At 67.9% G+C, this 24635-nt stretch carries 18 protein-coding genes; 4 read left to right on the top strand and 14 right to left on the bottom strand.

Features of this window, described 5'->3' with window-relative positions:
- Window positions 1–194 precede the first annotated feature (194 nt).
- The 9 genes from trxA to GGR43_RS09860 all read right to left on the bottom strand — a co-directional run bounded on the left by trxA (window position 195) and on the right by GGR43_RS09860 (window position 13942).
- Complete coding sequence (trxA, locus tag GGR43_RS09900) at window positions 195–515, bottom strand: thioredoxin TrxA (RefSeq protein ID WP_188071823.1); 321 nt, start codon at window positions 513–515, stop codon at window positions 195–197.
- 75 nt (window positions 516–590) lie between these two features.
- A complete protein-coding gene (addA, locus tag GGR43_RS09895) occupies window positions 591–4031 on the bottom strand; it encodes a double-strand break repair helicase AddA (RefSeq protein ID WP_188071822.1) in 3441 nt (1146 codons plus the stop codon).
- A complete protein-coding gene (gene addB / locus GGR43_RS09890) occupies window positions 4024–7050 on the bottom strand; it encodes a double-strand break repair protein AddB (RefSeq protein ID WP_188071821.1) in 3027 nt (1008 codons plus the stop codon). The genes addA and addB overlap by 8 nt, the downstream gene beginning before the upstream one ends.
- Complete coding sequence (locus GGR43_RS09885; RefSeq protein WP_246343504.1) at window positions 7043–7762, bottom strand: nucleotidyltransferase family protein; 720 nt, start codon at window positions 7760–7762, stop codon at window positions 7043–7045. The genes addB and GGR43_RS09885 overlap by 8 nt, the downstream gene beginning before the upstream one ends.
- The gene (locus tag GGR43_RS09880) at window positions 7759–8748 is read right to left on the bottom strand and encodes an aminoglycoside phosphotransferase family protein (protein WP_188071956.1); all 990 of its coding nucleotides are present in this window, start codon (window positions 8746–8748) and stop codon (window positions 7759–7761) included. Before GGR43_RS09880 ends, GGR43_RS09885 begins: the two co-directional genes overlap by 4 nt.
- A complete protein-coding gene (gene tsaE, locus GGR43_RS09875; protein WP_188071820.1) occupies window positions 8745–9212 on the bottom strand; it encodes a tRNA (adenosine(37)-N6)-threonylcarbamoyltransferase complex ATPase subunit type 1 TsaE in 468 nt (155 codons plus the stop codon). Before tsaE ends, GGR43_RS09880 begins: the two co-directional genes overlap by 4 nt.
- Window positions 9209–11605 (bottom strand): PAS domain-containing sensor histidine kinase, encoded by a 2397-nt coding sequence (locus GGR43_RS09870; RefSeq protein WP_188071819.1) that lies wholly within the window; start codon window positions 11603–11605, stop codon window positions 9209–9211. Before GGR43_RS09870 ends, tsaE begins: the two co-directional genes overlap by 4 nt.
- Before the next feature lie 184 nt (window positions 11606–11789).
- Complete coding sequence (gene ahcY / locus GGR43_RS09865) at window positions 11790–13211, bottom strand: adenosylhomocysteinase (RefSeq protein ID WP_188071818.1); 1422 nt, start codon at window positions 13209–13211, stop codon at window positions 11790–11792.
- Window positions 13212–13357: 146 nt separating this feature from the next.
- A complete protein-coding gene (locus tag GGR43_RS09860) occupies window positions 13358–13942 on the bottom strand; it encodes a YqgE/AlgH family protein (RefSeq protein WP_188071817.1) in 585 nt (194 codons plus the stop codon).
- A gap of 153 nt (window positions 13943–14095) precedes the next feature.
- Between GGR43_RS09860 and GGR43_RS09855 the strand changes: the two genes are divergently transcribed.
- Window positions 14096–14578, top strand: a complete 483-nt coding sequence (locus GGR43_RS09855) for a peroxiredoxin (RefSeq protein ID WP_188071816.1) — start codon at window positions 14096–14098, stop codon at window positions 14576–14578.
- A 221-nt stretch (window positions 14579–14799) separates the two neighbouring features.
- Here the strand turns inward: GGR43_RS09855 and GGR43_RS09850 are convergent, their stop codons facing one another.
- From GGR43_RS09850 to GGR43_RS09830, 5 genes are all read right to left on the bottom strand, one after another.
- Window positions 14800–16635 (bottom strand): M2 family metallopeptidase, encoded by a 1836-nt coding sequence (locus GGR43_RS09850; protein ID WP_188071815.1) that lies wholly within the window; start codon window positions 16633–16635, stop codon window positions 14800–14802.
- Window positions 16636–16708: 73 nt separating this feature from the next.
- Complete coding sequence (locus GGR43_RS09845) at window positions 16709–17470, bottom strand: alpha/beta fold hydrolase (RefSeq protein WP_188071814.1); 762 nt, start codon at window positions 17468–17470, stop codon at window positions 16709–16711.
- A gap of 150 nt (window positions 17471–17620) precedes the next feature.
- Window positions 17621–18253, bottom strand: coding sequence for a DUF2238 domain-containing protein (locus GGR43_RS09840; RefSeq protein WP_246343502.1), 633 nt, complete (start codon window positions 18251–18253; stop codon window positions 17621–17623).
- A 10-nt stretch (window positions 18254–18263) separates the two neighbouring features.
- Window positions 18264–19289 carry an aspartate-semialdehyde dehydrogenase gene (locus GGR43_RS09835; protein ID WP_188071813.1) on the bottom strand — a complete coding sequence of 342 codons (1026 nt, stop codon included), beginning with the start codon at window positions 19287–19289 and terminating at the stop codon, window positions 18264–18266.
- Between the two features lie 146 nt (window positions 19290–19435).
- Window positions 19436–21649: a S9 family peptidase gene (locus GGR43_RS09830; RefSeq protein WP_246343501.1), complete on the bottom strand. Its 2214-nt coding sequence runs from the start codon at window positions 21647–21649 to the stop codon at window positions 19436–19438.
- A 214-nt stretch (window positions 21650–21863) separates the two neighbouring features.
- Here GGR43_RS09830 and GGR43_RS09825 point away from each other — a divergent pair, with 214 nt between their 5' ends.
- The 3 genes from GGR43_RS09825 (at window position 21864) to GGR43_RS09815 (ending at window position 24627) form a co-directional block, all read left to right on the top strand.
- Window positions 21864–22805, top strand: coding sequence for a DUF808 domain-containing protein (locus GGR43_RS09825; RefSeq protein ID WP_188071811.1), 942 nt, complete (start codon window positions 21864–21866; stop codon window positions 22803–22805).
- Between the two features lie 83 nt (window positions 22806–22888).
- On the top strand, window positions 22889–23830 hold the full coding sequence (locus GGR43_RS09820; protein WP_223177385.1) for a KpsF/GutQ family sugar-phosphate isomerase: 942 nt from the start codon (window positions 22889–22891) through the stop codon (window positions 23828–23830).
- Window positions 23827–24627, top strand: a complete 801-nt coding sequence (locus GGR43_RS09815; protein ID WP_188071809.1) for a 3-deoxy-manno-octulosonate cytidylyltransferase — start codon at window positions 23827–23829, stop codon at window positions 24625–24627. The genes GGR43_RS09820 and GGR43_RS09815 overlap by 4 nt, the downstream gene beginning before the upstream one ends.
- The last annotated feature ends 8 nt before the right edge of the window (window positions 24628–24635 follow it).

The following is a 24635-nucleotide window of genomic DNA, read 5'->3' as shown; positions in this document are numbered from 1 at the left end:
TTCGGGCTGAGCCTGTCGAAGCCTTGTCTTTCTTTGGCAAGAAGGAAGGACACCCCCCTTCGACTGCCTGCCAGGGCAGGCGCTCGGGAAGGCTTTGACAAGCTCAGGGCAAACGGGTGTTGCGCTACGCGGCTGTTACCCAACAAAAAAAGGCGGCCCGCACGGGACCGCCCTTTACCAGCCGCACCTACAGCCTAGAGCTGGCCTTCCAGCCAAGCCTTCAACTGGCTCTTGGGCGCGGCGCCGACCTTGGTGGCGATGGCCTCGCCGTTCTTGAACAGGATCATCGTCGGGATGCCGCGCACGCCCAGCTTCCCCGGCATTTCCGGATTGTCGTCGATATTGTGCTTGGCGATGACGACCTTGCCATCCAGCTCCTCCGAAATCTCTTCGAGGGCGGGACCGATCATCTTGCAGGGGCCGCACCATTCCGCCCAGAAATCGACGAGGACCGGAACGTCCGAACCGATCACGTCGCTGTCGAAACTTGCGTCACTGATAGCTATGGTCGCCATTTGAGAATCTCCTTCCGATAGGTCCGCTATGTAGGATGGCTGGCCGGGCGGCTCAACAACCCTGCGGCACAAGCATTAATATCGCCCCGCAAAGCCCGGCTTGTGCGGCGCGAGCAACGTTTCGGGCAGCGTCCACAACGCAGGCCCGGCGGTATAGAGCAGGCAGGCTTCCACCCGTCGACCCGGAAAGATCACCTCCAGCGCCGCGACATAGGCCGCCATCTGGCGCAGATGGGGCACCGGAACCTCCGATGCCGCGGCGGGGATGCGCTGGCCGGTCTTGAAATCGACCAGACGGATGGCCTCGTCGCCGATCACCAGCCGGTCGATCACGCCGGTCACCACATCCTCGCCCACCACCGCCGTGATCGGGGCCTCGGCCAGCGCCGCCGCGCCGAACAGGTCCGCATGCGCGGGGTCCTCGATGATCGCCAGCACATGATCGATCATCTCCCGCCGCGCGGCCCCTTCCGCCATGCCACCCTGCTTCAGCAGCCAGCGATCGGCGGCGGCGCGGCGCTTGTCCGGCTCGACATCGGGCAGGCGCTCGAACAGGCTGTGGAGCATGCGGCCCCGCTGCGCCGCCGCGCGCATCGCCGGGGACGGCGGCGGATAGGCGAGGTCGTCTTCCACCGGCGCGGTCGGCGCGAGCGGGCGGGGCGGCCGGGCTTCGTCCGGCGCGGGCCGGGCGATCCAGTCTGCGAAAGGCTTCCCCTCGCCCTTTTCCGCCCTTGTCGCGGCTTGCTCAGGCTCGGGCGGATGGCGGACCGCGCCCTGCCAGCCCAGCGCGCCCGCCCAGCGATCGTCGGCGGTCCATTGCGCGCCCAGCCCGGTCATCGCCCGCTCGATCGCGGCGAACCAGCTTTCCTCCGGCACGACACCCCGCGCCCTTGGACCCAGCGCGCCGGTGACGAACAGCTTCTCCTCCGCCCGCGTCATCGCGACGTAGAGCAGGCGCCAATGCTCCTGCCGCTCCAGCCCGTCCTGCGCGACCGCCGCCGCATCGATCAGCCCCCAGCGCTCCGCCTTGCGCGGCGGGACCAGCGGCAGCTTGCGGTCGTCGGGCAGCGGCACCTCCAATATGCCGCGCGCGCCCGGCCGCTCCGGGTCGGCGCAGGCGTCGGCGAGGATCACCACCGGCGCCTGCAAGCCCTTGGCGCCATGCACGGTGAGCAGGCGCACGGCATCCGCGCTGCCGTCATCCTCGCGCTTGATGTCGCCTTCCTCCCGGTCGAACCAGTCGATGAAGCCCTGCAACGAAGGCTGCTCGCGCTGTTCGTAGGAAAGCGCGGCGTTGAGCAGTTCGTCCATGCTGTCCGCCGCCGCGATGCCGAGCCGTTCCAGCAGCTTGTACCGCCCCCGCAACGGGCCGGACAGGATATGCTCCAGCATCCGATAGGGGGTGATGAAGTCCGCCCGCGCCAATATGTCGTGCAGCGCGGCGAGCGTTTCGGGCGGCGTCGCCGCGCTCGCCCGCAAATGCCGCCACAGCCCGTCCTTCCGGGGCACGGAGCGGGCCAGCAATTCCTCCTGCGTCCAGCCGATCAGCGGCGAAACCAGCAGGCAGGCGAGGGTCAGGTCGTCCTCCGGCTGGGCGGCGAAGCGCAGCGCGGCCATCAGGTCCTGCACGCCGAGCGGCGCCTGAAGCCGCAGCCGGTCGACACCGGCCACCGGCACGCCCGCCTCATAAAGCCGCGCGACGATCAGCCGGGCGAGGTCGCCGCGCTTGCGCACGAGGATCATCACGTCGCCGGGCCGGATCGGCCGTCCCTTCGCCTCCAGCATCATGCCATCGGCTATCATCGCCTTGATCTGCCCGGCGATCCGCTCGGCCAGCAGGCGATCATGATCGGCGAACCAATCCTCCTCCCCTTCCGGCTCCGGCGCATCCGCCAACGATTCCTCATCCCCGGCCTTCACCGCGCTGACCGGCTTCCACAGCGCCACCTCGCCGGGCCGCTGCCGCGCGGCGCGGTGGAACACCGTCTGCGAAGGCAGGCCCAGTTGCTCCACCCCCAGCGCCGCCACGGTCGCGTCCACCACCTCCAGGATCGGCGGCGTGGACCGGAAGCTCTCATCCAGCGACAGGTCGTGGAAACGATGCGCCACCGCGCGGGCCAGGTCACGGAAATAATCGCGCGCCTGCGCGAACGCCTTGGGCGAGGTGCCCTGAAAGCCGAAGATCGCCTGCTTGAAATCGCCCACGGTGAAGAGCGTGCGCAGCTTGCCCGACCGCGCGCCCTCGCCGGAGAAGAACTCCTCCACCAGCGCGCCGATGATCGCCCATTGGCGGCCATTGGTGTCCTGCGCCTCGTCCACCAAAATATGGTCGATGCGCTGATCGAGCTTGTAGCGTATCCAGTCGGCGATGCCGGGGCGGACGAGCAGCGCGGCGGAATGGGCGATCAGGTCGTCATAATCGACCGCGCCGATGCGCCGCTTCGCTGCCTCATAGGCCGCCGCATAGGCGCGTCCGGCATGCAGCCCCTTCGCCACCAGATCGGCATAGGCGGCGCGCAGGCGCAGCGCCCGGATTTCCCCGATGCATTCGGCGAGGCGGACGGCCAGCCCTTCATAATCCGGGTCGGCCTTGGCCTGCCCCGCCGTCACCTTGCGCGGCTCGCCCTTGCCGGTGAGGAAGCAGGAGGCGAGGTCGTCCAGCATCTGCGCCCGCACCGCCGGGGACGCGCCCTCCCATGCGGCAATCCTGTCCGCCATGTCGAGGCCGGTCTTGGTGTTCCACTCCGCATTGGCGCGCGCGATCCGGCGCAGCGCCGCCATGTCGAACGCCTCGTCACAGCAGCGCGCGGCCAGCTCCGCCTCGATATCGCCCGCCGGCAACTCCAGCAGGCCGAACAGCCAGCCGCGAATGTCGCCATCCAGCCCGGCGAGCGCGTCATGGGCCTGCGCGCAACGGAAGAGATAGGCCTGCGCCTCCTTCTCCCCCAGCCGAAGCGCCAGCGCATGCAGCGCGTCGAGCAGCGCGGCGTCGCCCGTCTCCTCGGCACGCACGACGAGGTCCTCAAGGCTTTCGCGCGCAAGGTCGGCCTGTTCCCGCTCCTCCATCGCCCGGAATCCGGGCACCAGCCCCGCCTCCAGCGGGAAGGCGGAGAGAAGCTGCTGGCAGAAGCTGTGGATGGTCTGGATGCGCAGGCCGCCGCCGGTCGCCTCCAGCACGCGCGCGAAGAGCCGCCTCGCATCCTCGCGCCCGGCGGGGCCGAGATCCTCGCCCAGCGCCAGCAGGTCCTGCGCCAGCGCGGCGTCGTCCATCTGCACCCAGGCGGCGAGGCGGCTGTGCACGCGCTCGGCCATTTCCGACGCGCCCGCCTTGGTGAAGGTAAGGCAGAGGATATTTTCCGGCGGCACCCCGCCCAGCAGCAGGCGGAACACGCGCGCGGTCAGCACATGGGTCTTGCCGGTCCCCGCCGAGGCGGACAGCCAGACATGCGCCTGCGGAGAGGACGCCTCCGCCTGCGCGCCGCGCAGGCGCAGCAGCGGGCTTGCAGCCTTAACCATCGGCGCCCTCCGTCACTGCCCCGACCGGATTGCCACGGCCATACCATTCCTCCAGCCGCATCAGTTGGTCGTAATCGCCGTAGCTCGGCAGTTCGGGGTTGAGCTGCGCGACGAACGGCTCGGTCCCGGTCAGCCATTTGCCGGCGTCGGTCAGGAAATGCGAGGCGGCATGGCGCGTCATGTCCTCGGTCGCGACCCGGTTCTTGTCGCCGCCCGGTTTCACCGGACTGACGCGATAGCCGAAGGCGCCGTCCTTGCCCTTGGCGGCGGACCAATATTCGAAGGCGGCTGGCGTGGCCGGGCCGCCCAACCCGTCGAACCCGCCCTGTTCCGCGATCACGCCGAGCAGGCCGAGTTGCAGTGCGAAGCCTTCCTTCACCTGCCGCGCGCTCGGCGGCTTGCCGGTCTTGTAATCGACGATGGCGATCGACCCATCCGCCAGCCGGTCGAGGCGGTCGGCGGTGCCGTAAAGCGTGACGCCGCCCAGGCTGATCTCGCCCCGGCTCTCCACCAGCTTCATCTCGCGCCCCTCCGCCGCGTCCTGCGTCACCTGCGCGTCGATCCAGCGCGCCGATTCCAGCAGGCGCGGCAGCCAGAGCGCGCGCAATATCGGATGGGATTCGCCGCCCCGGAACAGCCCGCGCGTCCGCTCCTCCAGCCGCCCCGGCGCGCATTTATCCTCGCGGAACCAGAGTTCGAGCATCCGGTGCACATAGGTGCCGCGCCATGCCGCGCCGGGGTCGGCGTCGATCCGCTCCAGCGGGGAAAGGCCCAATATCTTGCCCGCGTAAAAGGCATAGGGGTCCGCCGCCAGCCGATCCACCTGCGTCACCGCGACGCGCGTGGGCCGCAGGTCGAGCGGCGGGCAAGGGCGCGGACAGGGCGCGGGCAGATGGCGCGCGGGCCGGTCCATCCGCTCGGCCCAGTCGCCGATATCCTCCACCCGGTCGAGATGCTCGCCCGCCATCGCCTGCAACCTCAGCCAGAAGCGGGACGCGATGGCGGGCGCGTTGCCGCTGCGGCGAGATCGGGAGATGACCACCTCCGGCGCGCCCAGCGCACTGGCAAAATCATGGGCGGAAAGGCCGATCCGCTGTTCCAGCCCCGGCAAGCCCAGTTCCTGCCGGATGCGCGGCGCGAGCCACGGGTCGGGCGCGGGCAGACCCGGCCATGTCCCCTCGTTGAGGCCCGCGAGGATCATCAGGTCCGCCTGTTGCAGCCGCGCTTCCAGCAGGCCGTATATGGCGATGCGCGGATGGCCGCCCTGCGGCGGGCGCACCGCCTGCGTTTCCAGCAGGCGCCGCAGCAGGTCGGGCAGCGCGGCGGCCTCGACCGATTGCGGGCCGGAGGGCGCGGCACGCTCCATCTCCGCGACCATTTCGGACAGCGCCCGTCCCTGATGCCCCGCCCAGACCTGATCTCCGCTCAACACGCTCGCCGCCTCGCGCAACAGGCCGAGCATATGGGGCAGGTCGCGGCTTTCCTCCGCCAGCGCATCGAGCGGCGCGAACAGCGCCCTTTGCCCCGCCCACCAGCGCGCGACCGACGCGCGCAGCTTCGCCTGCCGGTCGCCCTCGTCCTCCGGGCGCGGGGCGAGCCGCGCGTCAAGGCCCGCCAGCCCCGGCGCCGGGCGGGGACCGCGCAGCAGCAGGTCTAGCCCGCGCACCTCGTCCAGCCAGCCCAGCCGTTCCTCGCCCTTGCGCACCAGCGGATGCTTGAGCAGGTCGAGCAGCGCGACCGGCGCGAACCGCTCCGCCGCCACCCGCGCCAGCGCCAGCAGCAGCGTGCCCGGCGGCGTCAGCGCGAGCGGCTGCCCGGCGCTGTCGTCCGCCTCGATATTCCAGCGCTTCAGATGCGCCGCCACGCGGGTCGCCAGCGCGCGGTCGGGCGTCACCAGCGCGGCAGTGCGCTCCGGCGTCTCGACCGCCTGCCGCAGCAGCAGCGCGATCGCCTGCGCCTCCAGCGCCGGGGTCGCCAGCTCCATCGTCCGCACGCCGTTCAGGGTACGCTCGGCGGCCTTGAGCATCCGCCATTTGGCGGTATGGGCCGGGACCAGCATCGCGTTGGAGATGTTGCGCGCCCGCACCGCCCGCGCATCATGCCCGCCGCCCCAGCGCCACAACGCCACCTCGTCGCGGGCGACGCCGATGCGGTCGAGCATGCGCTTCAACACATATTGCGGATGGCTTTCCTGCGCGCGCGGGCGGTGACCGGTGGCGGGATCGGCATCAAAGGGGCCGATCGCGTCCCATTCCTCCGCGCTCATGTCCATGTCCAGCTCGGCCAGCACGACCTGTCCCTGAGGCATGCGGGCGACGGTGCGCAGCACATGGCAGATGGCGGGCGCGGTGGTGGAAATGCCCGCCACGATCACGAAACCGGCGGGCGGCGCCTCCCGCCACCGCCGCGCCACATGGTCGAGCAGCCGGTTGCGCCGGTCGGCCAGGTCGATCATGCCGAGCCGCGCCAGTTCCTCCGGCCAGCGGTCGAGCAGGATCGACAGCAGGCGCAGCGAGGCGCGCCAGTGGCCGGACAGTTCCTCCCCCACGGAAAGCCCTCGCAGCGCGCGCGGATCGACCTGCTCGATATGCAACTGGTCGATGCTCTGCCCCAGCGCCTGCCCCAGCCGCATCGCCTCGCCCGCGTCTACCGGCTGGCGATGCTCTGCCCGCACCTGCTGCACGAGGCGCGCGAGGATCATCTGCCGCTCCATCGCCGGTATGGCGGGCGGCACGTCCAGCCCCTCGCCCAGCGGATCGAGCGCATTGCCGAGCCGCTCGCCCAGTTCCTCGTCACCGATCGGCACGAGGCGCGGCATCAGCAGCCCGCCGTCGCAATGGCGCACGAAGCTGTCGCGCACCGCCCGCACCGCGCGATTATTGGGCAGCAGGATGATGCCGCGCGCCAGCGCCAGCACATCCTTGCCGTGGCGGGCGATCACGCCCTTGGCCAGCGCGTCGGAAAAGGCCCGGTGGGCGGGGATGGTGTAGACGGCGGGCGAGCGGCCTTCTTCAGCCATGGCTCATCGCGGCTTCGACCACGGGAATCGCGGCAGGCGTGCCGACATCGAACCACAGCCCTTCATGCGAGGCGCCGAACAGGCGGCCCCGCTCCATCGCCCGGTTCCACAATATGTTGGTCGAAAAGACATCGCCCGGCGGGTCGCACAGCAGGCGCGGCGACAGGATCTGCACGCCGGTGAACACGAAAGGCGCGACATGGCTGGGCCTGCGGCGGGCCAGTCGCCCGGCGCCGTCCATGTGGAAATCGCCGGGGCCGCTATGGCAGGTCGCCCGCGCATGGGGAACCAGCAGCAGCAGCGCGTCCATCCGCGCATCGTCCCACAGCTCGGAAAGCATGGAGATGCTTTCCTGCGGCCCGTCGACCCAGAGATTGTCGCTGTTCGCGCAGAGAAAGGGCGCGTCGCCCAGCAGCGGCGCGGCCTTCATCAACCCGCCGCCGGTCTCCAGCAGCCTGGCGCGCTCGTCGGAAATCAGGATCTCCATCGGCGACCGGCGCGCCTTCACATGGGCGACGACCGTGTCGGCGAGATAATGGACGTTGACGACCGTGCGCTCGATCCCGCCCGTTTCCAGCCGGTCGAGCGCATGATCCATCAGCGCCTTGCCCGCGACGCGCACCAGCGGCTTGGGGCGGGTGGCGGTGAGCGGGCGCATGCGCTTGCCCAACCCGGCCGCCATCAGCATCGCGGTCGTGACCCTGATGCTCATGCGGCCTCCTGCCCCTCCAGCGGGCGGGCGCGGATGGCGGGCGGAATATTGGCGTCGAACCAGCGGGCGACGGGCGCGAGCGCGGGATGGGCGAGGTCGCGTTCCAGCAGCCCCCACATGCGCGGCAGATAGGAAAGATAGCGCGACTTCCCGTCCCGCTTGCAGAGGCGCGTGAAGATGCCGATGATCTTCGCGTTGCGCTGCGCGCCGAGCACCGCATAGGCGGCGTCGAAGCCCGCGCCGGGCTGCGCGGCCTCCTTGTACAGCGCCAGCATGCGCCGTTCGAGGTCCGGCGCCACATCGCGCCGCGCATCCTGAAGCAACGACACCAGATCATAGGCCGGATGGCCGACCAGCGCGTCCTGAAAATCGAGCAGGCCGAGGTCATGCGATTGCGGCCGCCCGTCGATCAGCATGATGTTCTCGGCATGATAGTCGCGCAGCACCGTGACCTTCGGCGCATCGTCCCGCTCGACCAGCGGCAGCACCCCGTCCCACGCGGCGGCATAGCCCGCGGCGTCCACGTCCAGCCCGGCGGCGGGGCAATACCATTCGGTCAGCAGCCCCGCCTCGCGCTGATAGACCTCGCGGTCATAGGGCGGCGCGTCCACCGGGGCCGCGCGGTGAAGGTCGGCCAGCAGGCGCACCGCGCGGGCGTAGATCGCCTCCTCATCGGCCGGATGCTCGTCCAGATGGTCGCGCACCCGCGCGTCGCCGAAATCCTCCAGCAGCACGAGGCCCTGCTCCAGATCGGCGCCGTAGATGGCGGGCGCGGCGAAGCCCTGCGCGCTGAGATGCTCCGCCACGCCGAGGAACGGGCGCGGGTCCTCATGCGGCGGGGGCGCATCCATCAGCACCGCCCGGCGCGCGCCGTCGACGACGCGGAAATAGCGGCGGAAGGACGCATCGCCCGCCAGCGGCAGGATATCGGCATTCCCCCAGCCGAGGGAGTGCAGGAACGGGCGGCTGGCGGCGGGTGGAATCATCGAAATGGCCATCTGTCCTTCCATGCCGGAGGCACCGCCGCTGTCAAGCGGCGTGTCCCCTGCGCGCCCTCCTCCGCCTCGATCGAGAGCAAAAGCGCATGGGGCCAGAGCCGCCTGCCCATGCGCTCTGGCCATTCCACCACCAGCGCGCCGTCGGTGAGATAGTCGTCGAGGCCCAGTTCCTCCAGATCGGCCTCATCCTCCAGCCGGTAGAGGTCGACATGGGCGAGCGGCAGGCGCACCTCCGGCACCTCATAGCCCTGCACGATGGCGAAGCTGGGGCTGGGCGCCTCGCCCTCCAGCCCCAGTTCGCGCAACAGCCCGCGCGTCAGCGTGGTCTTGCCGGTGCCGAGGCTGCCCCGCAGCGCGATCACGTCGCCCGGCCGCAGCGCCCGCGCCAGCGCCGCGCCGATCGCCATCATCTCCGCCTCGCTGCATGCGGCAAGCGCCGTTTCCCCGGTCATTGCCCCGCGCCCCGCACAGTGCCGGAAAGGGGCATGCGAGGCAGATCGCCGCGCGGCAATTCCATCGTCAGCATCGTCCCCTCACCCGGTTCGGACACCAGGGTGAGCTTGCCGCCATGCGCCTCCACCAGCTGCCGGGCGAGGGGCAGGCCCAGCCCCAGCGAGGCGCCGCGCGCGCCATGGCCGTTGGTGCTGAACGGCGTGAAGGCCCTTGCCTGCGTCCTTGCATCCATGCCCGGCCCATTGTCGGAAACGATCAGCCGCGCGCTCTTCACCTGCCCGTCGCCGTGCAGCAGGATGCGCCCGCCCTCCGGCACCGCGCGGATCGCATTGTCGACCAGCCGGTCGAGCGCCTTCGACAGGCGCTTGGCGTCACCCATCACCCGGCCGGTCGAAGGCTTGACGTCGACCACCAGCTCGATCTGCTTTTCCTCCACCGCCTCGCGCCAGCGGTCGCGGCACGCATGCACCATCTCGGCCAGATCGACCGGCGCGCGCTCCAGCGGCAGCGTGCCGGCCTCGCCCTGCGTCGCTTCCAGCACCGTATCGATCATCCCCGACAGGCGGGTGGCGGAATCGAGGATCGCGCTCACATAGTCCTGCGCGGTCGAGGGCAGTTCGCCCGCATAACCGGCCTTCAGCATCTCGGCAAAGCCGCCGATGGAAGTGAGCGGCGTGCGCAGGTCGTAGCTCATATTGGTGAGGAAGGCGGTCTTGACCTTGTCCGCCTCGGCCAGCGCCTCGTTCTGCTCGCGCAGCACCTCCTCGATGCGGCGGCTGTCGGTGACGTCGAGCATGGTGAACAGCGCATTGCCGTCGGGCAGCGGGATCGCCGCGAAATCGAAGGTCCGCCCGTCGGCGAACACCACCCGGCCGTTGCGCTGCTTGCGGTCCACGGTGCAGGACCGCATCAGTTCGCGCACCAGCCCGGCCTGCGGCGGCCGCGCGAGGCGATCGGCCATGCTGTTCATGAAATCGTCGATGCGCGGATGGGCGGCCAGCACCGCCTCGTCCACGTTCCAGATCGTGCGGAAGCGCTGGTTCCACAGATGCAGCTTGCCGTCCGCCGCGAACACGCCGATGCCCTCGAACAGGCTGTCGAACGTCGCCGTGCGCACGCGCAACAGCGTGTCGCGCGCGCTCGACAGCTGGATCTGCTCGGTCCTGTCCTCGAAGATCAGCAGCAGGCCGCCATCGGGCATCGGCTGGGCGAATACGCGCAGATGGGTGCCGTCCGCCAGCAGCCAGTTCTCCTCCTTCGGCTCGGTCGCGATGAACCAGCCGCGCCGCTCGCTGCGCCATGCCGGGAAGTCGCGATGCTCCGGAATGCGCCCGCCCTCGCGCATGCGGTCGAGCACGCGCTCGAACTCCGGGTGATCCATCAGATGTTCGGGCTGCAACGCGAACAGGCTGATGAACGCCTGGTTCCAGAAGCTGAGCGAACGGTCCGGCCCGAATTGCGCGACCGCCGCCGACAGCTTGTCCAGCATGTCGCGCTGCGTCGCCACCAGCCGTGCCTGCTCGGCCCGCGCGCTCTCGAAATCCTGCCGGTCGATCGCATAGCCCGCTATGCCGTGGCCGCCGATCGGCACCTCGACCATCCGCATCATCCGCCGCTCGCCATGCAGGGTCGCGGGCACGATGCGGATCATGATCTCGCCGCGATCCAGCGTGAAGCGGGCGGCATGGCGCGGCGGCTGGCCGTCGATCGCCTCGAACAGCTCTATCCCCTGCTCGATGACCTGCGCGGCGCTTTCGGCCTCCACCGCCTGCACATAGGCGCTGTTGACCAGCGAGAGGCGCAGGTCGCGGTCGCGATACCACATCGGCAGCGGGGCGGCCTCGATCAGGCCCGACAGCGCCTCCAGCGCGTCGCGCAGCAGGCGGCCTTCGCTTTCCAGCTCGGCGATCCGCTGCTGGCTCTCGGTCGCGTCGAACACCCAGAGGATCACGCCGCCCATATTGGCGAGATCGGGTCCGGCGGGCGCGCCGCGGATCAGCAGCGTGCGGCTCGACCCCTGCGCGCTCACCGCGCGGGCGAAGCCCTTGCCGCCGCGCTGGGCCGCCACGATATCCTCGGCCAGCGCATCCCGGTCGGCTTCGGGCAGGCCGCCGCCTTCGCCGGTCAGTTCGGACACGAAGCCGGGCACCTTGTCCAGCCCCAGCCAGTTGGCGAGCCTTCCCGGCGCCTCGATATGCCCGTCGGCGCGGATCAGCATGGGAATGGCCGGGGCCGATTGCAGCAGCCCGGCCAGCCGGTCGGCCTGCTCTCGCTGGAACAGGCTTTGCCGGCGCAGCTTGAGGCCGGTGGCGAGCGCCCAGATGCCGGCGCCCAGCCAGCAGGCGAGGATCGCGCCCGCGATGACCATGACCATTACCGAAACCTGTATCATCGGGTCCCTGCCCGCCCGGCTCCCGCCTGCCCGCCCGTCATCTGCCCGCGCCGCTGTTCCGTCCTCATGCTCCAGCGACTACCCCAAATAGCCGGGCAGGCAAAGCATCTGCTTCGAACAGAAAGCAAAAAGGGGCGGACCCGAAGCCCGCCCCCTTTTTTTCAGGTCCCGCGATGGCGAGGGATCAATAGCGGTAATGATCCGCCTTGAACGGGCCCTCGACCGGCACGCCGATATAATCGGCCTGCTTCTTCGACAGCCTGGTCAGCTTCACGCCCAGCTTTTCGAGGTGCAGCGCGGCAACCTTCTCATCGAGATGCTTGGGCAGCACATAGACGTCGTTCTTGTACTGGTCGGCCTTGGTGAACAGCTCGATCTGCGCCAGCGTCTGGTTGGTGAAGCTGGACGACATGACGAAGCTTGGGTGGCCGGTGGCGCAGCCCAGGTTCACGAGGCGGCCCTTGGCGAGGATGATGATCTGCTTGCCGTCGGGGAATTCGACGAGGTCGGTGCCCGGCTTCACCTCCGTCCACTTATAGTTGGAGAGGCCGGAAATCTGGATCTCGCTGTCGAAATGGCCGATATTGCAGACGATCGACATCGGCTTCATCGCCTTCATATGATCGGCGGTGATCACATCCTCATTGCCGGTCGCGGTGACGAAGATGTCGCAGCGCTGCACGGCCTCTTCCATGGTGACGACTTCATAGCCTTCCATCGCCGCCTGAAGCGCGCAAATGGGGTCGATCTCGGTCACCATCACGCGCGCGCCGCCCTGGCGCAGCGAGGCAGCCGAGCCCTTGCCGACATCGCCGAAGCCTGCGACGCAGGCGACCTTGCCCGCCAGCATCACGTCGGTGGCGCGGCGGATCGCGTCGACCAGCGATTCCTTGCAGCCGTAGAGATTGTCGAACTTCGACTTGGTGACGCTGTCGTTCACGTTGATCGCCGGGAAGGGCAGCTTGCCGTCCTTGGCGATGTGATAGAGGCGGTGGACGCCGGTGGTCGTCTCTTCCGACACGCCCTTGATGTTCTGCACCGATTTGGTGAGATAGCCCGGACGCGCCTTGACGAAGGCTTTCAGCGCGCGCTGGAACTCGACTTCCTCGGCATTGCCGGGTTCGGGCAGTTCCTCGCCCGCCTCGATGCGCGCGCCCCAGAGCGCGAACATGGTGGCGTCGCCGCCGTCGTCGAGGATCATGTTGGCGGTCTGGTCATCGCCCCAGTCGAAGATGCGGCCGACATAATCCCAATAATCGGCGAGGCTCTCGCCCTTCACCGCGAACACCGGGATGCCGGCGGCGGCGATAGCGGCGGCGGCATGATCCTGAGTCGAGAAGATGTTGCACGTCGCCCAGCGCACGTCCGCGCCCAGCGCCGTCAGCGTTTCGATGAGCACCGCGGTCTGGATCGTCATGTGCAGCGAGCCGGTGATGCGCGCGCCCTTCAGCGGCTGCGACGCGCCATATTCCTCGCGCAGGGCCATGAGGCCGGGCATTTCGGTTTCGGCGATCCTGATTTCGGCGCGGCCGAAATCCGCAAGGGCGATGTCGGCGATGACATAATCTTTTTCGAGAGCGGCGGTGGCCACGGAGGTTTCTCCCATAACTGCTGGCGTCGTACCGTCTGCACGCAGGGCAGCGCGGCGATTGCCTGCCGCTTAGCAATCGGCGCGCTGCCTGGCAAGGCAATATAAAGCTTCCTTTAAGTGGAAGGCCCACCCGGCCGCGCAAAGCCCTCCGCCCGCCGCGTTCAGGCGAGCCCCGCCTTGCCCGCCAGCAAGCGGCTGTCGATGCCGCAGGCGGCGAAGCAATGGCTCCAGCGCCGCTCCGGCTCCACCGTGTCCAGCACGGCGGGAATGGCCGCGCCGAGGAACCAGCCATGGCGGGTCATCTCATATTCGAGCTGGCCCGCGCCCCAGCCGGAATAGCCCAGCGCGACGATATAGCGGCGCGGCCCCCGCCCTTCGGCAATCGCCTTCAGCACGTCGAGCGAGCCGGACAGCGCCCAGTCCTCCGCCACCGCCACCGAATCCTGCCCGCCCCAGTCGGTGCTGTGCAGCACGAAACCGCGCTGCGGATCGACCGGGCCGCCATACATCACCGGCACCTCGTCCAGCCCTTCCGCCTCTATGCCGAGGCCGCGCATCAGGTCGGCGAGCGAAATGCCCTCCACCTGCCGCGCGATATCGAGGCCGAGCGCGCCCTGCTCGTCATGCACGCACATCGCGATCGCGGCATGGTCGAAATTCGAGTCCTCCATGCCGGGCATCGCCAGCAGCATGCGCCCCGCATAGAAACGGGGGCTGCCATTCGCATCGGTGCGGTCCTGCTCCATGCCCGCATTCTAAGCCCCCGGCATGCCCGCGGGCAACCGCTTTCGCCATCGATGGACCCGGAAACGCCTTCGCTTTCGACGCATCGCCCCTTGACTTGTCCGCCCCATGCTCCACTTGAAAGGCCCATCGGATACAAGCTGAGGAGATTAGTCATGACCATAGCCAAGGGCGACAAGCTGCCCGAAACCACTTTCGTCACAATGGGCGAAAACGGCCCGGAGCCGGTCAACAGCAACGAATTTTTCGCCGGCCGCACCGTGGCGCTGTTCTCGGTGCCGGGCGCCTTCACCCCGACCTGCTCGGCCAAGCACCTGCCCGGCTATGTCGAAAAGGCCGACGCACTGAAGGCCAAGGGCGTGGACGCCATCGCCTGCACCGCCGTCAACGACGCCTTCGTCATGGGCGCCTGGGGCAAATCCGCCGGGGCCGACGGCAAGGTCGCGATGCTGGCCGACGGCAATGGCGATTTCGTGAAGGCGCTGGGCCTCGAAATGGACGGCAGCAAATTCGGCATGGGCACGCGCGGCCAGCGCTTCTCCATGCTGGTGAAGGACGGCGTGATCGAGGAACTGAACGTCGAGGCCCCCGGCGATTTCAAGCTGTCGAGCGCGGAGCATATGCTGGGCCAGATCTGACGGGATTCCCCGCCAATACGAACAAGCCGGAGAGCCCCGCGCCCTCCGGCTTTTTATATCTCTCAGGGATGAGCTTCGAGAAGGATCGATATTCCATCCAGATGGAGCCGAGAGGTGCGATTTTCGAGCATCGGAGCGCAGCGAACTTCAGGTTCGTGAGCACCGAAGCGCAGAAAATCCTGCTTCGCAGGCGCGGCTGGGCGGAATAGCAGCCTTCTCGATCACCACCCGCACATCTTCCCCTTGTTCTGCCCGTCCAGCCATGTCTTGAGCGGCGCGAAATAGCGGTTGATCGATTTCCCGCTGATCTCGCGCGATCCGGTGAACTGCTGCAGCGCCTCCTGCCACGGGCGGGACGCGCCCATTTCCAGCATCGCGTTCAGCTTCGCGCCGACCTTGGGCGAGCCATAGAAGGAGCAGCGGTGCAGCGGCCCCTTCCAGCCCACATCCTTGCACGCGGCCTCATAGAACTGGAATTGCAGCAGATGCGCCAGGAAATAGCGCGCATAGGGCGTGTTGCCGGGGATATGATATTTGCCGCCCGCGTCGAAGCGGCTCTCGTCCCGCGCGACCGGCGGCACGATGCCCTGATAGCGCAGGCGCAGATCGTCCCACGCCTTCTGATAGCCGGTCGGCGCGATGGAGCCGTCGAACACGCCCCAGCGCCATTTGTCGACCAGCAGGCCGAAGGGCAGGAACGCCACCTTGTCCATCGCCTGCCGCAGCAGCAGGCCGATATCCTTGTCGGCGGGCGGCACCTTGTCCGCGCCCAGCAGGCCGATCTTCACCAGATAGTCGGGCGTGATCGACAGCGCGACGAAATCGCCGATCGCCTCGTGGAAGCCGTCATTGGCGCCGTCGCGGTGCAGATAGCTCTGCCCCTGATAGGCGCGCTGGTAATAATTATGCCCCAGTTCGTGGTGGATGGTGACGAAATCCTCGCTGTTCACCTTGGTGCACATCTTGATGCGGATATCGTCCTTCGCATCGATATCCCAGGCCGAGGCATGGCACACCACCTCGCGGTCGCGCGGCTTGACGATCTGCGAGCGGTCCCAGAAGGTCTGCGGCAGCGGCTTGAGGCCCAGCGAGCTGTAGAAGCCCTCGCCGATCTTCACCATCTTCACGGGATCATCGCCCCGCGCCTTCAGCTGGTCGCCAATGTCGTAGCCGAGATCGCCCGCCCCCTGCGGCGCGACGATATCGTAGATATTGCCCCAGCTCTGCGCCCACATATTGCCGAGCAGGTCGGCGCGGATCGGCCCCTTGGCGGGCTGCACCGCCTCGCCATATTTTTCGCTGAGCTTGCCCCGCGCATAGCAATGCAGCGCGTCGTAGAGCGGCTTCACCTCGCCCCACAGGCGGTCCATCATCGTCGCGAACTCGTCGGCGGACATGTCATATTTGGATCGCCACATCGCGCCGGTATCGGCAAAGCCCAGTTCCCGCGCGCCCTGATTGGCGATGTCGACCATGCGCGCATAATCCTGCCGCATCGGCGCGCCGACATTGTCGTTCCAGCTCGTCCACATCTCCTGCAGGAGAGCCGGGTCGCGCTCCGTCCCCATCGCCTCCTCGATGTCGGAGCCGTTGATCGGCTGGCCGCGCAGCGTGCCCTTGCCCTTGCCATAGCGGGACTGGAGATCGGTCGAGATGGTGCTCAGCTCCGCGGCGCTGCCCGGCGTGGTGGGCGCGGCCAGCGTCAGCCCGGCGCGCAGCATGTCGAGCTTTCGCCGGGTTTCCGCCGAAAGGCCGGGCGCCTGCGCATATCGCGCCGCCTCCAGCGCATAGCGCACGCCCAGTTCGGTCGTGCGCGCGCCGCTGGCCGCCGCGAGCGCGTCCGTATCCTCGGTGATGTAGGTGGCGTTGACCCAGGCGATACGGCTGGCGTCGAGCGCCTCCCTGGTCAGCGTGTCCTCGGCCTCCTTCAAAAAGGCCTCGGCCTGCGCAGCGGTGGGGGCGGTGGGAGCGGCAGGGGCGGTGTCCCGCGCAAGAGACGGCGCCGATAGCGAAACGAGCGCAACCGCCAGCGCGGCCCGCGAGCAGAGATGTTTCATGATAACCCTTTCGTACCCGACAAGGCCCGCAATCTGCACCCGCAGGGCCCGAAAGGTCAATCTTCCGGGAAATTCACGCGTCCAGAAAATCCCGCACCGCCTGCCCCAGTTCCGGCCTGGCGATGCAGCTCATATGCGTGCCGGGCACCTCGTAATAGCGCGCATTGGCAAGGGCTTCGGTCAGTTCGACGGCCGAGCCGTTGTCCTGATCCTCATCGCCGCAGACCACGCCGACCGGCAGGTCGAGCCGCAGCAGCGCATCCACGTCCAGATCCGCGCTCGATTCCAGCAGCAGCTTGGCCGCGACCGGATCGACCTTCATCGTCTTCATGAACATCACCGCCATGAAATGCGGGTCGTCGCGCGTCACCGTCCCGCGCATCGCGATGGCGTCGAGGTAGAAGCGGCTGCGGCCGGACCAGCGGTCGAGGCCGGCCAGCCCCATGCCCGCCAGCACCGCCTTGCGCGGGCGCACGCCCTCGATCAGCAGCCCCGCCGTGGTGCGCGCGCCGAGCGAGAAGCCGCCGAGGTCGAAATCCTCCAGCCCCAGCCGGTCGATCAGCGCGAGCATATCCCTCACCAGCACGAAATCCGGGTAGGCGGCCGGGTCATGCGGTGCCGCCGACAGACCATGGGCGCGGAAGTCGGGCATGATGACGCGATAGCCGCCCTGCGCCAGCGTCGTGGCATGGCCATATTTGATCCAGTTGACCTGCGCGCTCGAAAACAGGCCGTGCATCAGGAAGAAGGGCCGCCCACCCTCGTCCCCCACCTCATGCACGGCCAGCGCCGCGCCGTCGAAGCCGGGAAGGGTGTAGGTGCGAACGTCCGTCATATCATCCTCGTTTCATCGCCCGTCCGGGCAAGGCCGACCGGCCCTCCAGCCTCGGCCCGGTTCAATCTGAACCGGGCCGAGGCTGGATAATCCTTGTTTTCCGCGATTTCCGAGTCAGCAGCTGTTTCCACCTGCTTCGAAATCGCTCTATCAGATCCGCCGCCACCATGCCCAGAGGATAGCGACGAAGCTGCCGCCCTGCGCGAGCGCCATGTCCTTCTGCGCGTCCCACATATCGCCTTGCTGGCCGTTATAATAGTCGGCCGTATCGCCCGCCGCGACGAGGGTGAGCAGCCATTCGAAAATCTCGTAAAAGGCGCTGACCGAGCCGACGAAGGCGAAACCCGCCCACAAGCCCAGCCCCGGCGTCAGCCCGTGCCGCCGCATCAGCGCCTGCCGCACCGGCAAGGTCCAGAGCAGGCCGAAGAGGAAATGCACCAGCCGGTCATACTGGTTGCGGGTCCAGCCGAAACGGTCGGACAGCCCCTGCCCCGCCAACGCCCGCGACCAATGATCATAGGGGACATAGGAATAGATATAGCGGCCGCCCAGCGTATGGGCGAGCAGGAACAGGCCGATGGAAACGACGCTCGCCGTCGAAAGCCGCCAGCGCCTGATCGCCCAGGGCGCGGCGAACAGGATCGCCAGCGTCGGAACATGCTGGAGCGGCGCCAGATGCGGATAGGGCTGGCCGATATTGGCCAACCCCACCGCGATCAGCACAATGACGATCATCGCGCGCTGGGCGAGCGGCAGATGCCGCCGGTCCCCGCCCGCGCCCATGACGCGCCGGTCAGCCCTTCTTCAGGTGACGGCGCCCCAGCAGCTCCGCGATCTGCACCGCGTTGAGCGCCGCGCCCTTCCGCAGATTGTCGCTGACGCACCAGAGGACGAGGCCGTTGTCCACCGTCGCATCCTCGCGCACGCGGCTGATATAGGTCGCGCTGTCGCCCACGCATTCGACCGGCGTGACGTAGCCGCCGTCCTCGCGCTTGTCGACGAGCATCACGCCCGGCGCCTCGCGCAGGATATCCTGCGCCTGCTTGGCCGAGATTTCATTCTCGAACTCGATGTTGAGCGCTTCCGAATGGCCGACGAACACCGGCACGCGCACGCAGGTCGCGGTCAGCTTGATCGCCGGGTCGAGGATCTTCTTGGTCTCGACCACCATCTTCCATTCTTCCTTGGTGTAGCCATCGTCCAGGAAGACGTCGATGTGCGGGATCACGTTGAACGCGATCTGCTTGGTGAACTTCTTCGGCTCGGCCGGATCGCCGACGAAGATGTTGCGCGACTGTTCGAACAGCTCGTCCATGCCCGCCTTGCCCGCGCCCGACACCGACTGATAGGTCGAGACGACGACACGCTTGATCTTCGCCGCGTCGTGCAGGGGCTTGAGCGCGACGACCATCTGCGCGGTCGAGCAATTGGGATTGGCGATGATGTTCTTCTTCTTGTAATCGTCGATCGCGTCCGGGTTCACTTCGGGCACGATCAGCGGCACGTCCGGATCCATGCGGAACAGCGAGCTGTTGTCGATGACGACGCAGCCAGCGGCGGCCGCCTTGGGCGCATATTCCCTGGTCGGGCCGGAACCGGCCGCGAACAGCGCAATATCCCAGCCCGCAAAGTCGAAATGCTCGATGTTTTTGACTTTGAGTTTCTTGCCCGTCTCGCCATATTCGATTTCCATGCCGGTCGAGCGCGGCGAAGCGACGGCCGCGATCTCATCGGCGGGGAATTCCCGCTCGGCAAGGATGTTCAGCATTTCACGGCCCACATTACCGGTGGCACCGACGACGACGACGCGATAGCCCAATTCAAAACTCCATCATGGTCTGGCTATGAGTAGCGAGGGCGCCGATACCGCAAAAGCGGGCAAACTGAAAGCGGAATCGCACCCTGTCGGACAGTATAGGTCAGCAATATTGACCCATACCGCCCGATCCCGCCTTTCGGCGCGTTTCACTCGCCCTTGTCGGCTTCCGGCGCGATGCCGGTGCGGGCAAGGAACTGCTCGATCATCCGCCAGCTGTGGACATTCGGCCCCTCGCCCGCGAAGCGGTGCGTCTGCCCCGGATAGAGCATCAGGTCGAACGGCTTGCCGAGGCCCTGCATCGCGCTCATGAACGCGGTGGAATGCTCCAGCACCACATTGTCGTCGGCCATGCCGTGGATGAGGAGCAGCGGATCGGCGATGGTCTTCGCCTCGGCCAGCGCATTGGCGGCGGGATAGGCGCTGTTCTTCGCCTTCGGGTCGCCCAGATAGCGCTCGGTATAATGGGTGTCGTACAGTTCCCATTTCGTCACCGGAGCGCCCGCAATCCCGGCCGCGAACACGCCCGGCGCCTTTTCCAGCAGCTTGAGCGTCATATAGCCGCCATAGGACCAGCCATAGGTCGCGATCCGTTTCGGATCGACGAAGGGCTGACGCTTCAGCCATTCGACGCCCGCCAGCTGGTCCGCCACCTCGACCGTGCCCATCGCGTGATGGATGGGATCCTCGAATGCCTTGCCGCGATCGGGCGTGCCACGGTTATCGACCGCGAACACGATCCAGCCCTGCTGCACCAGATAATGCTGCAACGGCCCTGTCCATTGGTTCGTCACCTGCCGCCCGCCGCCGGGGCCGCCATAATGGATCATGAACACCGGATAGCGCCTGCCCGGCTCCAGCGGCGGCGTCAGCATCTTGGTGTAGAGCGTCGTGCCGTCATCGGCCGTGATGGTGCCGAACCGCGTCACCGCATGCGCAGCCCTGTAGGGCGCATAGGGATGGTCGCCCTCGACCCGGTTCTCGGAAAGCCAGCGCAGCCGCTTGCCGTCCCGGTCGGCGAGATAGATCTGCACCGGCTGATCGCTGCTGGAGCGGGAGATGATGATGCGGCTGCCCGCCCCGTCCATCACCCCCGCATTCCACCAGCCCTTCTCGCTGAGCAGCCGCACCTCTCCCCCGCCCGCCAGGGGCGCGCTGTAGAGATGCTGCTCCAGCGGCGTTTCGCGATTGCCGGTGAAGGTGACGGTGCCGCGCTTCTCGTCGACGCCGATCACGTCCTTCACCTCCCACTCGCCCTGGGTCAGCGGCGTCCACTTGCCGCCCTTCACCCGGTAGAGATGCCCATGGCCGCTCCGTTCCGACCACCAGAGGAAGCTGCCGTCATTGAGCGCGCGGAAGGCGTTGCTGAGGTTGATCCAGGTCTTTGCCGTTTCGGTCAGGATCACCTTCGACGCGCCGGTCGCCGGATCCACCGCCAGCAGGTCGAGCCGCTTCTGGTCGCGGCTCTGGCGCTGCACATAAAGCGTCTTGCCGTCCTGCGACCAGTTGACGCGGGCGAGATAGATATCCGGGTTGCCGCCCAGATCGACCTTCACCCGCGCCTTGCCGGCGGGATCGAGGATATAGAGTTCCACCGCCGCATTGGGCGTGCCCGCCGCCGGGTAGCGCTGCGGATAGATTTTCGTCCCCTCCGCGCCGATCGCCGCGCGGTTGACGATGCCGACGCCGCTCTCGTCGACCCGCTCCACCGCGATCAGCCGATCGTCGGGCGACCACCAGTAGCCGGCGGTCCGGTCCATCTCCTCCTGCGCGACGAATTCCGCGACGCCCCAGCTGATCGTGTCGCCGGCGCCCTCGGTCAGCTGCCGCTCGGCGCGGTTCGCCAGATCGGTGACGAAGAGGTTGCCCCCGCGCACGAACGAGGCATAGCCGCCGCGCGGGCTGACGGCGGGGTTCAGCTCCGTCTCCGGCGTGGCGGTAAGGCGCGTCGCCTTGCCCGCGACATCGGCCAGATAGAGGTCGCCGTCGATCGGCACGAGGATATGCCGCCCGTCCGCCGCCCAGTCATAGGCGACGATGCCGCGCGTGCCGCCGATGCGGGCGCGTTCCCGCTGCATCTTCTCCGCCTCGGAAAGCTCCGCCCCGCTGCCCAGCTTCAGCGAATCGACCAGCATCCATTCCTTGCCGCTGGCCGTGTCGATCGCCCAGAGGTCGAACCGGTCCCTGTCCTTCGCCCGGTTGCGCAGCAGCGTGACCAGCTTGCCGTCGGGCGAGATCCTGAGCGCGCGGGGCTGCACCCCCGAAAGGTCGGGGCTGGCATAGATGCGTTCGAGCGTCAGCTTCCGCGGCGCGGATTCCGCTGGGGACGAAGGGCTATCCTTGGCCGCGGCGGCGGTGGTCATCAACAATACTCCGGCAAGGGAAAGAGGTAACAGGGAACGAAACATCGAGCAGGCCCTTTTGCTTTCATCAAGCCTAGCCGATGGCGAAGGCGCGCGGAAGGCCCGGCGTCGCCTTCCTTTCCATGGGATCGGCCCTTCCCCATGGGATTGGTTGACGGCGCCGGTTTCGTCCGCCAAGTCTGCCCCTGTTGCAATTGCGAAAGGCGTTCCCTCCATGTCCGTTGGCCTGCTTGCCCTGCTCGACGATATCGCCGCGCTGGCAAAACTCGCCGCCGCCTCCATCGACGATGTGAGCGCCGCCGCGGCCAAGGCCAGCGCCAAGGCGGCGGGCGTGGTGATCGACGACGCGGCCGTCACCCCGCGCTATGTGACCGGCCTGAAACCGGAGCGGGAACTGCCGATCATCGGGCGGATCGCGCTGGGGTCCGTCCGCAACAAGCTGATCTTCCTGCTGCCCGCCGCGCTGCTGCTGAGCGCCTTCGCGCCCTGGGCGCTGACGCCGCTGCTGATGCTGGGCGGGGCCTATCTCTGCTTTGAGGGCGCGGAAAAGATATTGGGCAAATGGCTGCCCCACGGTGATGGCCATGGCGAGGCGGAGGCCGCACCCGCCCCTGCCGACCCGGCCCATATCGAGCAGGCGACCATTTCGGGCGCGGTGCGGACCGACCTCATCCTGTCGGCGGAGATCATGGCGATCGCGCTGGCGACCGTGGCGGCGACGCCGCTGTGGGAGCAGGCCGTCATCCTCGTGGCGGTGAGCCTGCTGATCACCGCAGGCGTCTATGGCGTCGTCGCGCTGATCGTGAAGATGGACGATATCGGCCTCCACCTCTACGAGGAAGGCAGCCCCGCCGTGCGGCCGCTGGGCAAGCTGCTCGTCCATGCGATGCCGAAGATATTGGCGGCGCTGACCGTCATCGGCACGGTGGCGATGCTGTGGGTGGGCGGCGGCATCATCGTGCACGGCCTCGAAACGCTGGGCGTGCCCTTTCCGGGGCACCAGATCGAGGCGGCCGCCCATGCGGTTTCCGCCGCCAGCGCCGGGCTGTTCGGCTGGCTCGCCAGCGCGGCCCTTTCCGCCGTTGCGGGCCTGGTCATCGGCGGCGCCATCGCGCTCATCGTGCCGCTCTTTTCGCGGCTGCGGGGAAAGCGGTGAACGCGGCCTCTTGAACAGGCACGCCATATCCCTTAGACCCCGAAAAAATGACGAAAGCGGCACCAAGACCCGAAGCCTCCGCAATGGCCTCCGCGCGACAGGTACTGCTTGCCGAGGCCCAGGCGCTCGATATCCTGACCCGGCACATTCCCCCCGACCTCGAATATGCGGTGGAAACCATCCTGACGGCCAGAGGGCGCGTCATCGTTTCAGGCATCGGCAAGTCCGGCCATATCGGGCGGAAGATATCGGCGACGCTCGCCTCCACGGGCACGCCGTCCCATTTCGTGCACGCGGCCGAGGCGAGCCATGGCGACATGGGCACGATCACCCCGGACGATGTGTGCCTCCTCCTCTCCAATTCCGGCGAGACGGCGGAGTTAAGGGATATCCTCGCCTATACGCGGCGCTTTTCGATCCCGCTGATCGCGATATCGAGCCGCCCGCACAGCACGATCATGCGCAGCGCCGACTACCGGCTGGCGCTGCCCGCCATACCGGAAGCCTGCCCCAACGGCATGGCGCCGACCACCTCCACCACGATGATGATCGCGCTGGGCGACGCGCTGGCCATCGCGCTGATGGAGGCGCGCGGCTTCGCGCCGGAGGATTTCAGGGATTTCCACCCCGGCGGCCAATTGGGCGCGCAGATGGCCCGCGTCGATGAGCTGATGCACCGGCGCAACGAACTGCCTCTCGTCCGCCCGGAAACGCCGATGAGCGAGGTGCTGCTCACCATGTCCTCCAAGGGCTTCGGCATCGCGATCGTGGTCGACGGCAACGGCCGCCTCACCGGCGTCATCACCGACGGCGACCTGCGGCGCAACATGACGAGCCTGATGGAGCGCACCGCCGGGCAGGTTGCAACCACCGGGCCGACCGTCATCCAGCCCGACCTGCTCGCCGTGAAGGCGCTCGCCCTGATGAACCAGCGGAAGATTTCCGCGCTGCCGGTCGTGGATATCGCCGGATGCCCGGTGGGCATATTGCACATCCACGACCTGTTGCGCGCCGGTGTCGCATGACCGCCGCCATCGTCATTCCCGCGCGTTACCAGTCCAGCCGTTTCCCCGGAAAGCCGCTGGCCCCGCTCGTCGGCGCCACCGGCATCGCCAAGCCGCTGATCCGGCGCAGCCATGAAGGCGCGTCGCGCGTGCGCGGCGCGACGAGCATCCATGTCGCCACGGACGACGATCGCATCGCGCAGGCCGTGCGGGGCTTCGGCGGCGGCGTCGTCATGACGCCCGCCTCCTGCCGCAACGGCACGGAAAGGATCGCGGCCGCCCTGCCCGCGTTGCCGCCGGAAACCGACATCATCGTCAATTTTCAGGGCGACGGGCTGCTGACGCCCCCCGATCTGGTCGAGCGCCTGATCGCGCACATGCAGGCCAACCCCGATTGCCGGGTCGCGACCGTCGCCGTCCGCTGCTCGCCCAGCGCCTACCGGCACCTGATCGCCGATCAGGCCGAGGGGCGGGTCGGCGGCACCACCGTGGTGCTCGACGCGCGGGGCAATGCGCTCTATTTCTCCAAGCGCGTGCTGCCTCATATCCCTCCGGGCAGCGAGTTGGAGAGCGATCCCCCGGTGCTGCTGCATCTGGGCCTCTACGCCTATCGCCGCGAAGCGCTGGCCGCCTATCTCGCCGCGCCGGAAACGGATCTGGAGCGGATCGAGGGGCTGGAGCAGCTGCGCTTCCTCGTCAAGCGCATCCCGGTCCATGTCCTCGCCGCCGATCCGCCGGAATGGGACGTGATCGAGCTCAACAACCCTACCGACACGGCCCCGATCGAAGCGATCCTCAAGGCGCGGTCCATCCCATAAGAGGAACG

Source organism: Sphingobium jiangsuense (assembly GCF_014196495.1).
Lineage (GTDB): Bacteria > Pseudomonadota > Alphaproteobacteria > Sphingomonadales > Sphingomonadaceae > Sphingobium > Sphingobium jiangsuense.
This window is presented reverse-complemented; position numbering and strand designations above follow the sequence as displayed.

Coding starts and splice junctions, on each gene's coding strand:
- trxA (WP_188071823.1), bottom strand. CDS start 515: ATGGCGACCATAGCTATCAGTGACGCAAGTTTCGACAGCGACGTGATC.
- addA (WP_188071822.1), bottom strand. CDS start 4,031: ATGGTTAAGGCTGCAAGCCCGCTGCTGCGCCTGCGCGGCGCGCAGGCG.
- addB (WP_188071821.1), bottom strand. CDS start 7,050: ATGGCTGAAGAAGGCCGCTCGCCCGCCGTCTACACCATCCCCGCCCAC.
- GGR43_RS09885 (WP_246343504.1), bottom strand. CDS start 7,762: ATGAGCATCAGGGTCACGACCGCGATGCTGATGGCGGCCGGGTTGGGC.
- GGR43_RS09880 (WP_188071956.1), bottom strand. CDS start 8,748: ATGATTCCACCCGCCGCCAGCCGCCCGTTCCTGCACTCCCTCGGCTGG.
- tsaE (WP_188071820.1), bottom strand. CDS start 9,212: ATGACCGGGGAAACGGCGCTTGCCGCATGCAGCGAGGCGGAGATGATG.
- GGR43_RS09870 (WP_188071819.1), bottom strand. CDS start 11,605: ATGATACAGGTTTCGGTAATGGTCATGGTCATCGCGGGCGCGATCCTC.
- ahcY (WP_188071818.1), bottom strand. CDS start 13,211: ATGGGAGAAACCTCCGTGGCCACCGCCGCTCTCGAAAAAGATTATGTC.
- GGR43_RS09860 (WP_188071817.1), bottom strand. CDS start 13,942: ATGGAGCAGGACCGCACCGATGCGAATGGCAGCCCCCGTTTCTATGCG.
- GGR43_RS09855 (WP_188071816.1), top strand. CDS start 14,096: ATGACCATAGCCAAGGGCGACAAGCTGCCCGAAACCACTTTCGTCACA.
- GGR43_RS09850 (WP_188071815.1), bottom strand. CDS start 16,635: ATGAAACATCTCTGCTCGCGGGCCGCGCTGGCGGTTGCGCTCGTTTCG.
- GGR43_RS09845 (WP_188071814.1), bottom strand. CDS start 17,470: ATGACGGACGTTCGCACCTACACCCTTCCCGGCTTCGACGGCGCGGCG.
- GGR43_RS09840 (WP_246343502.1), bottom strand. CDS start 18,253: ATGGGCGCGGGCGGGGACCGGCGGCATCTGCCGCTCGCCCAGCGCGCG.
- GGR43_RS09830 (WP_246343501.1), bottom strand. CDS start 21,649: ATGACCACCGCCGCCGCGGCCAAGGATAGCCCTTCGTCCCCAGCGGAA.
- GGR43_RS09825 (WP_188071811.1), top strand. CDS start 21,864: ATGTCCGTTGGCCTGCTTGCCCTGCTCGACGATATCGCCGCGCTGGCA.
- GGR43_RS09820 (WP_223177385.1), top strand. CDS start 22,889: ATGGCCTCCGCGCGACAGGTACTGCTTGCCGAGGCCCAGGCGCTCGAT.
- GGR43_RS09815 (WP_188071809.1), top strand. CDS start 23,827: ATGACCGCCGCCATCGTCATTCCCGCGCGTTACCAGTCCAGCCGTTTC.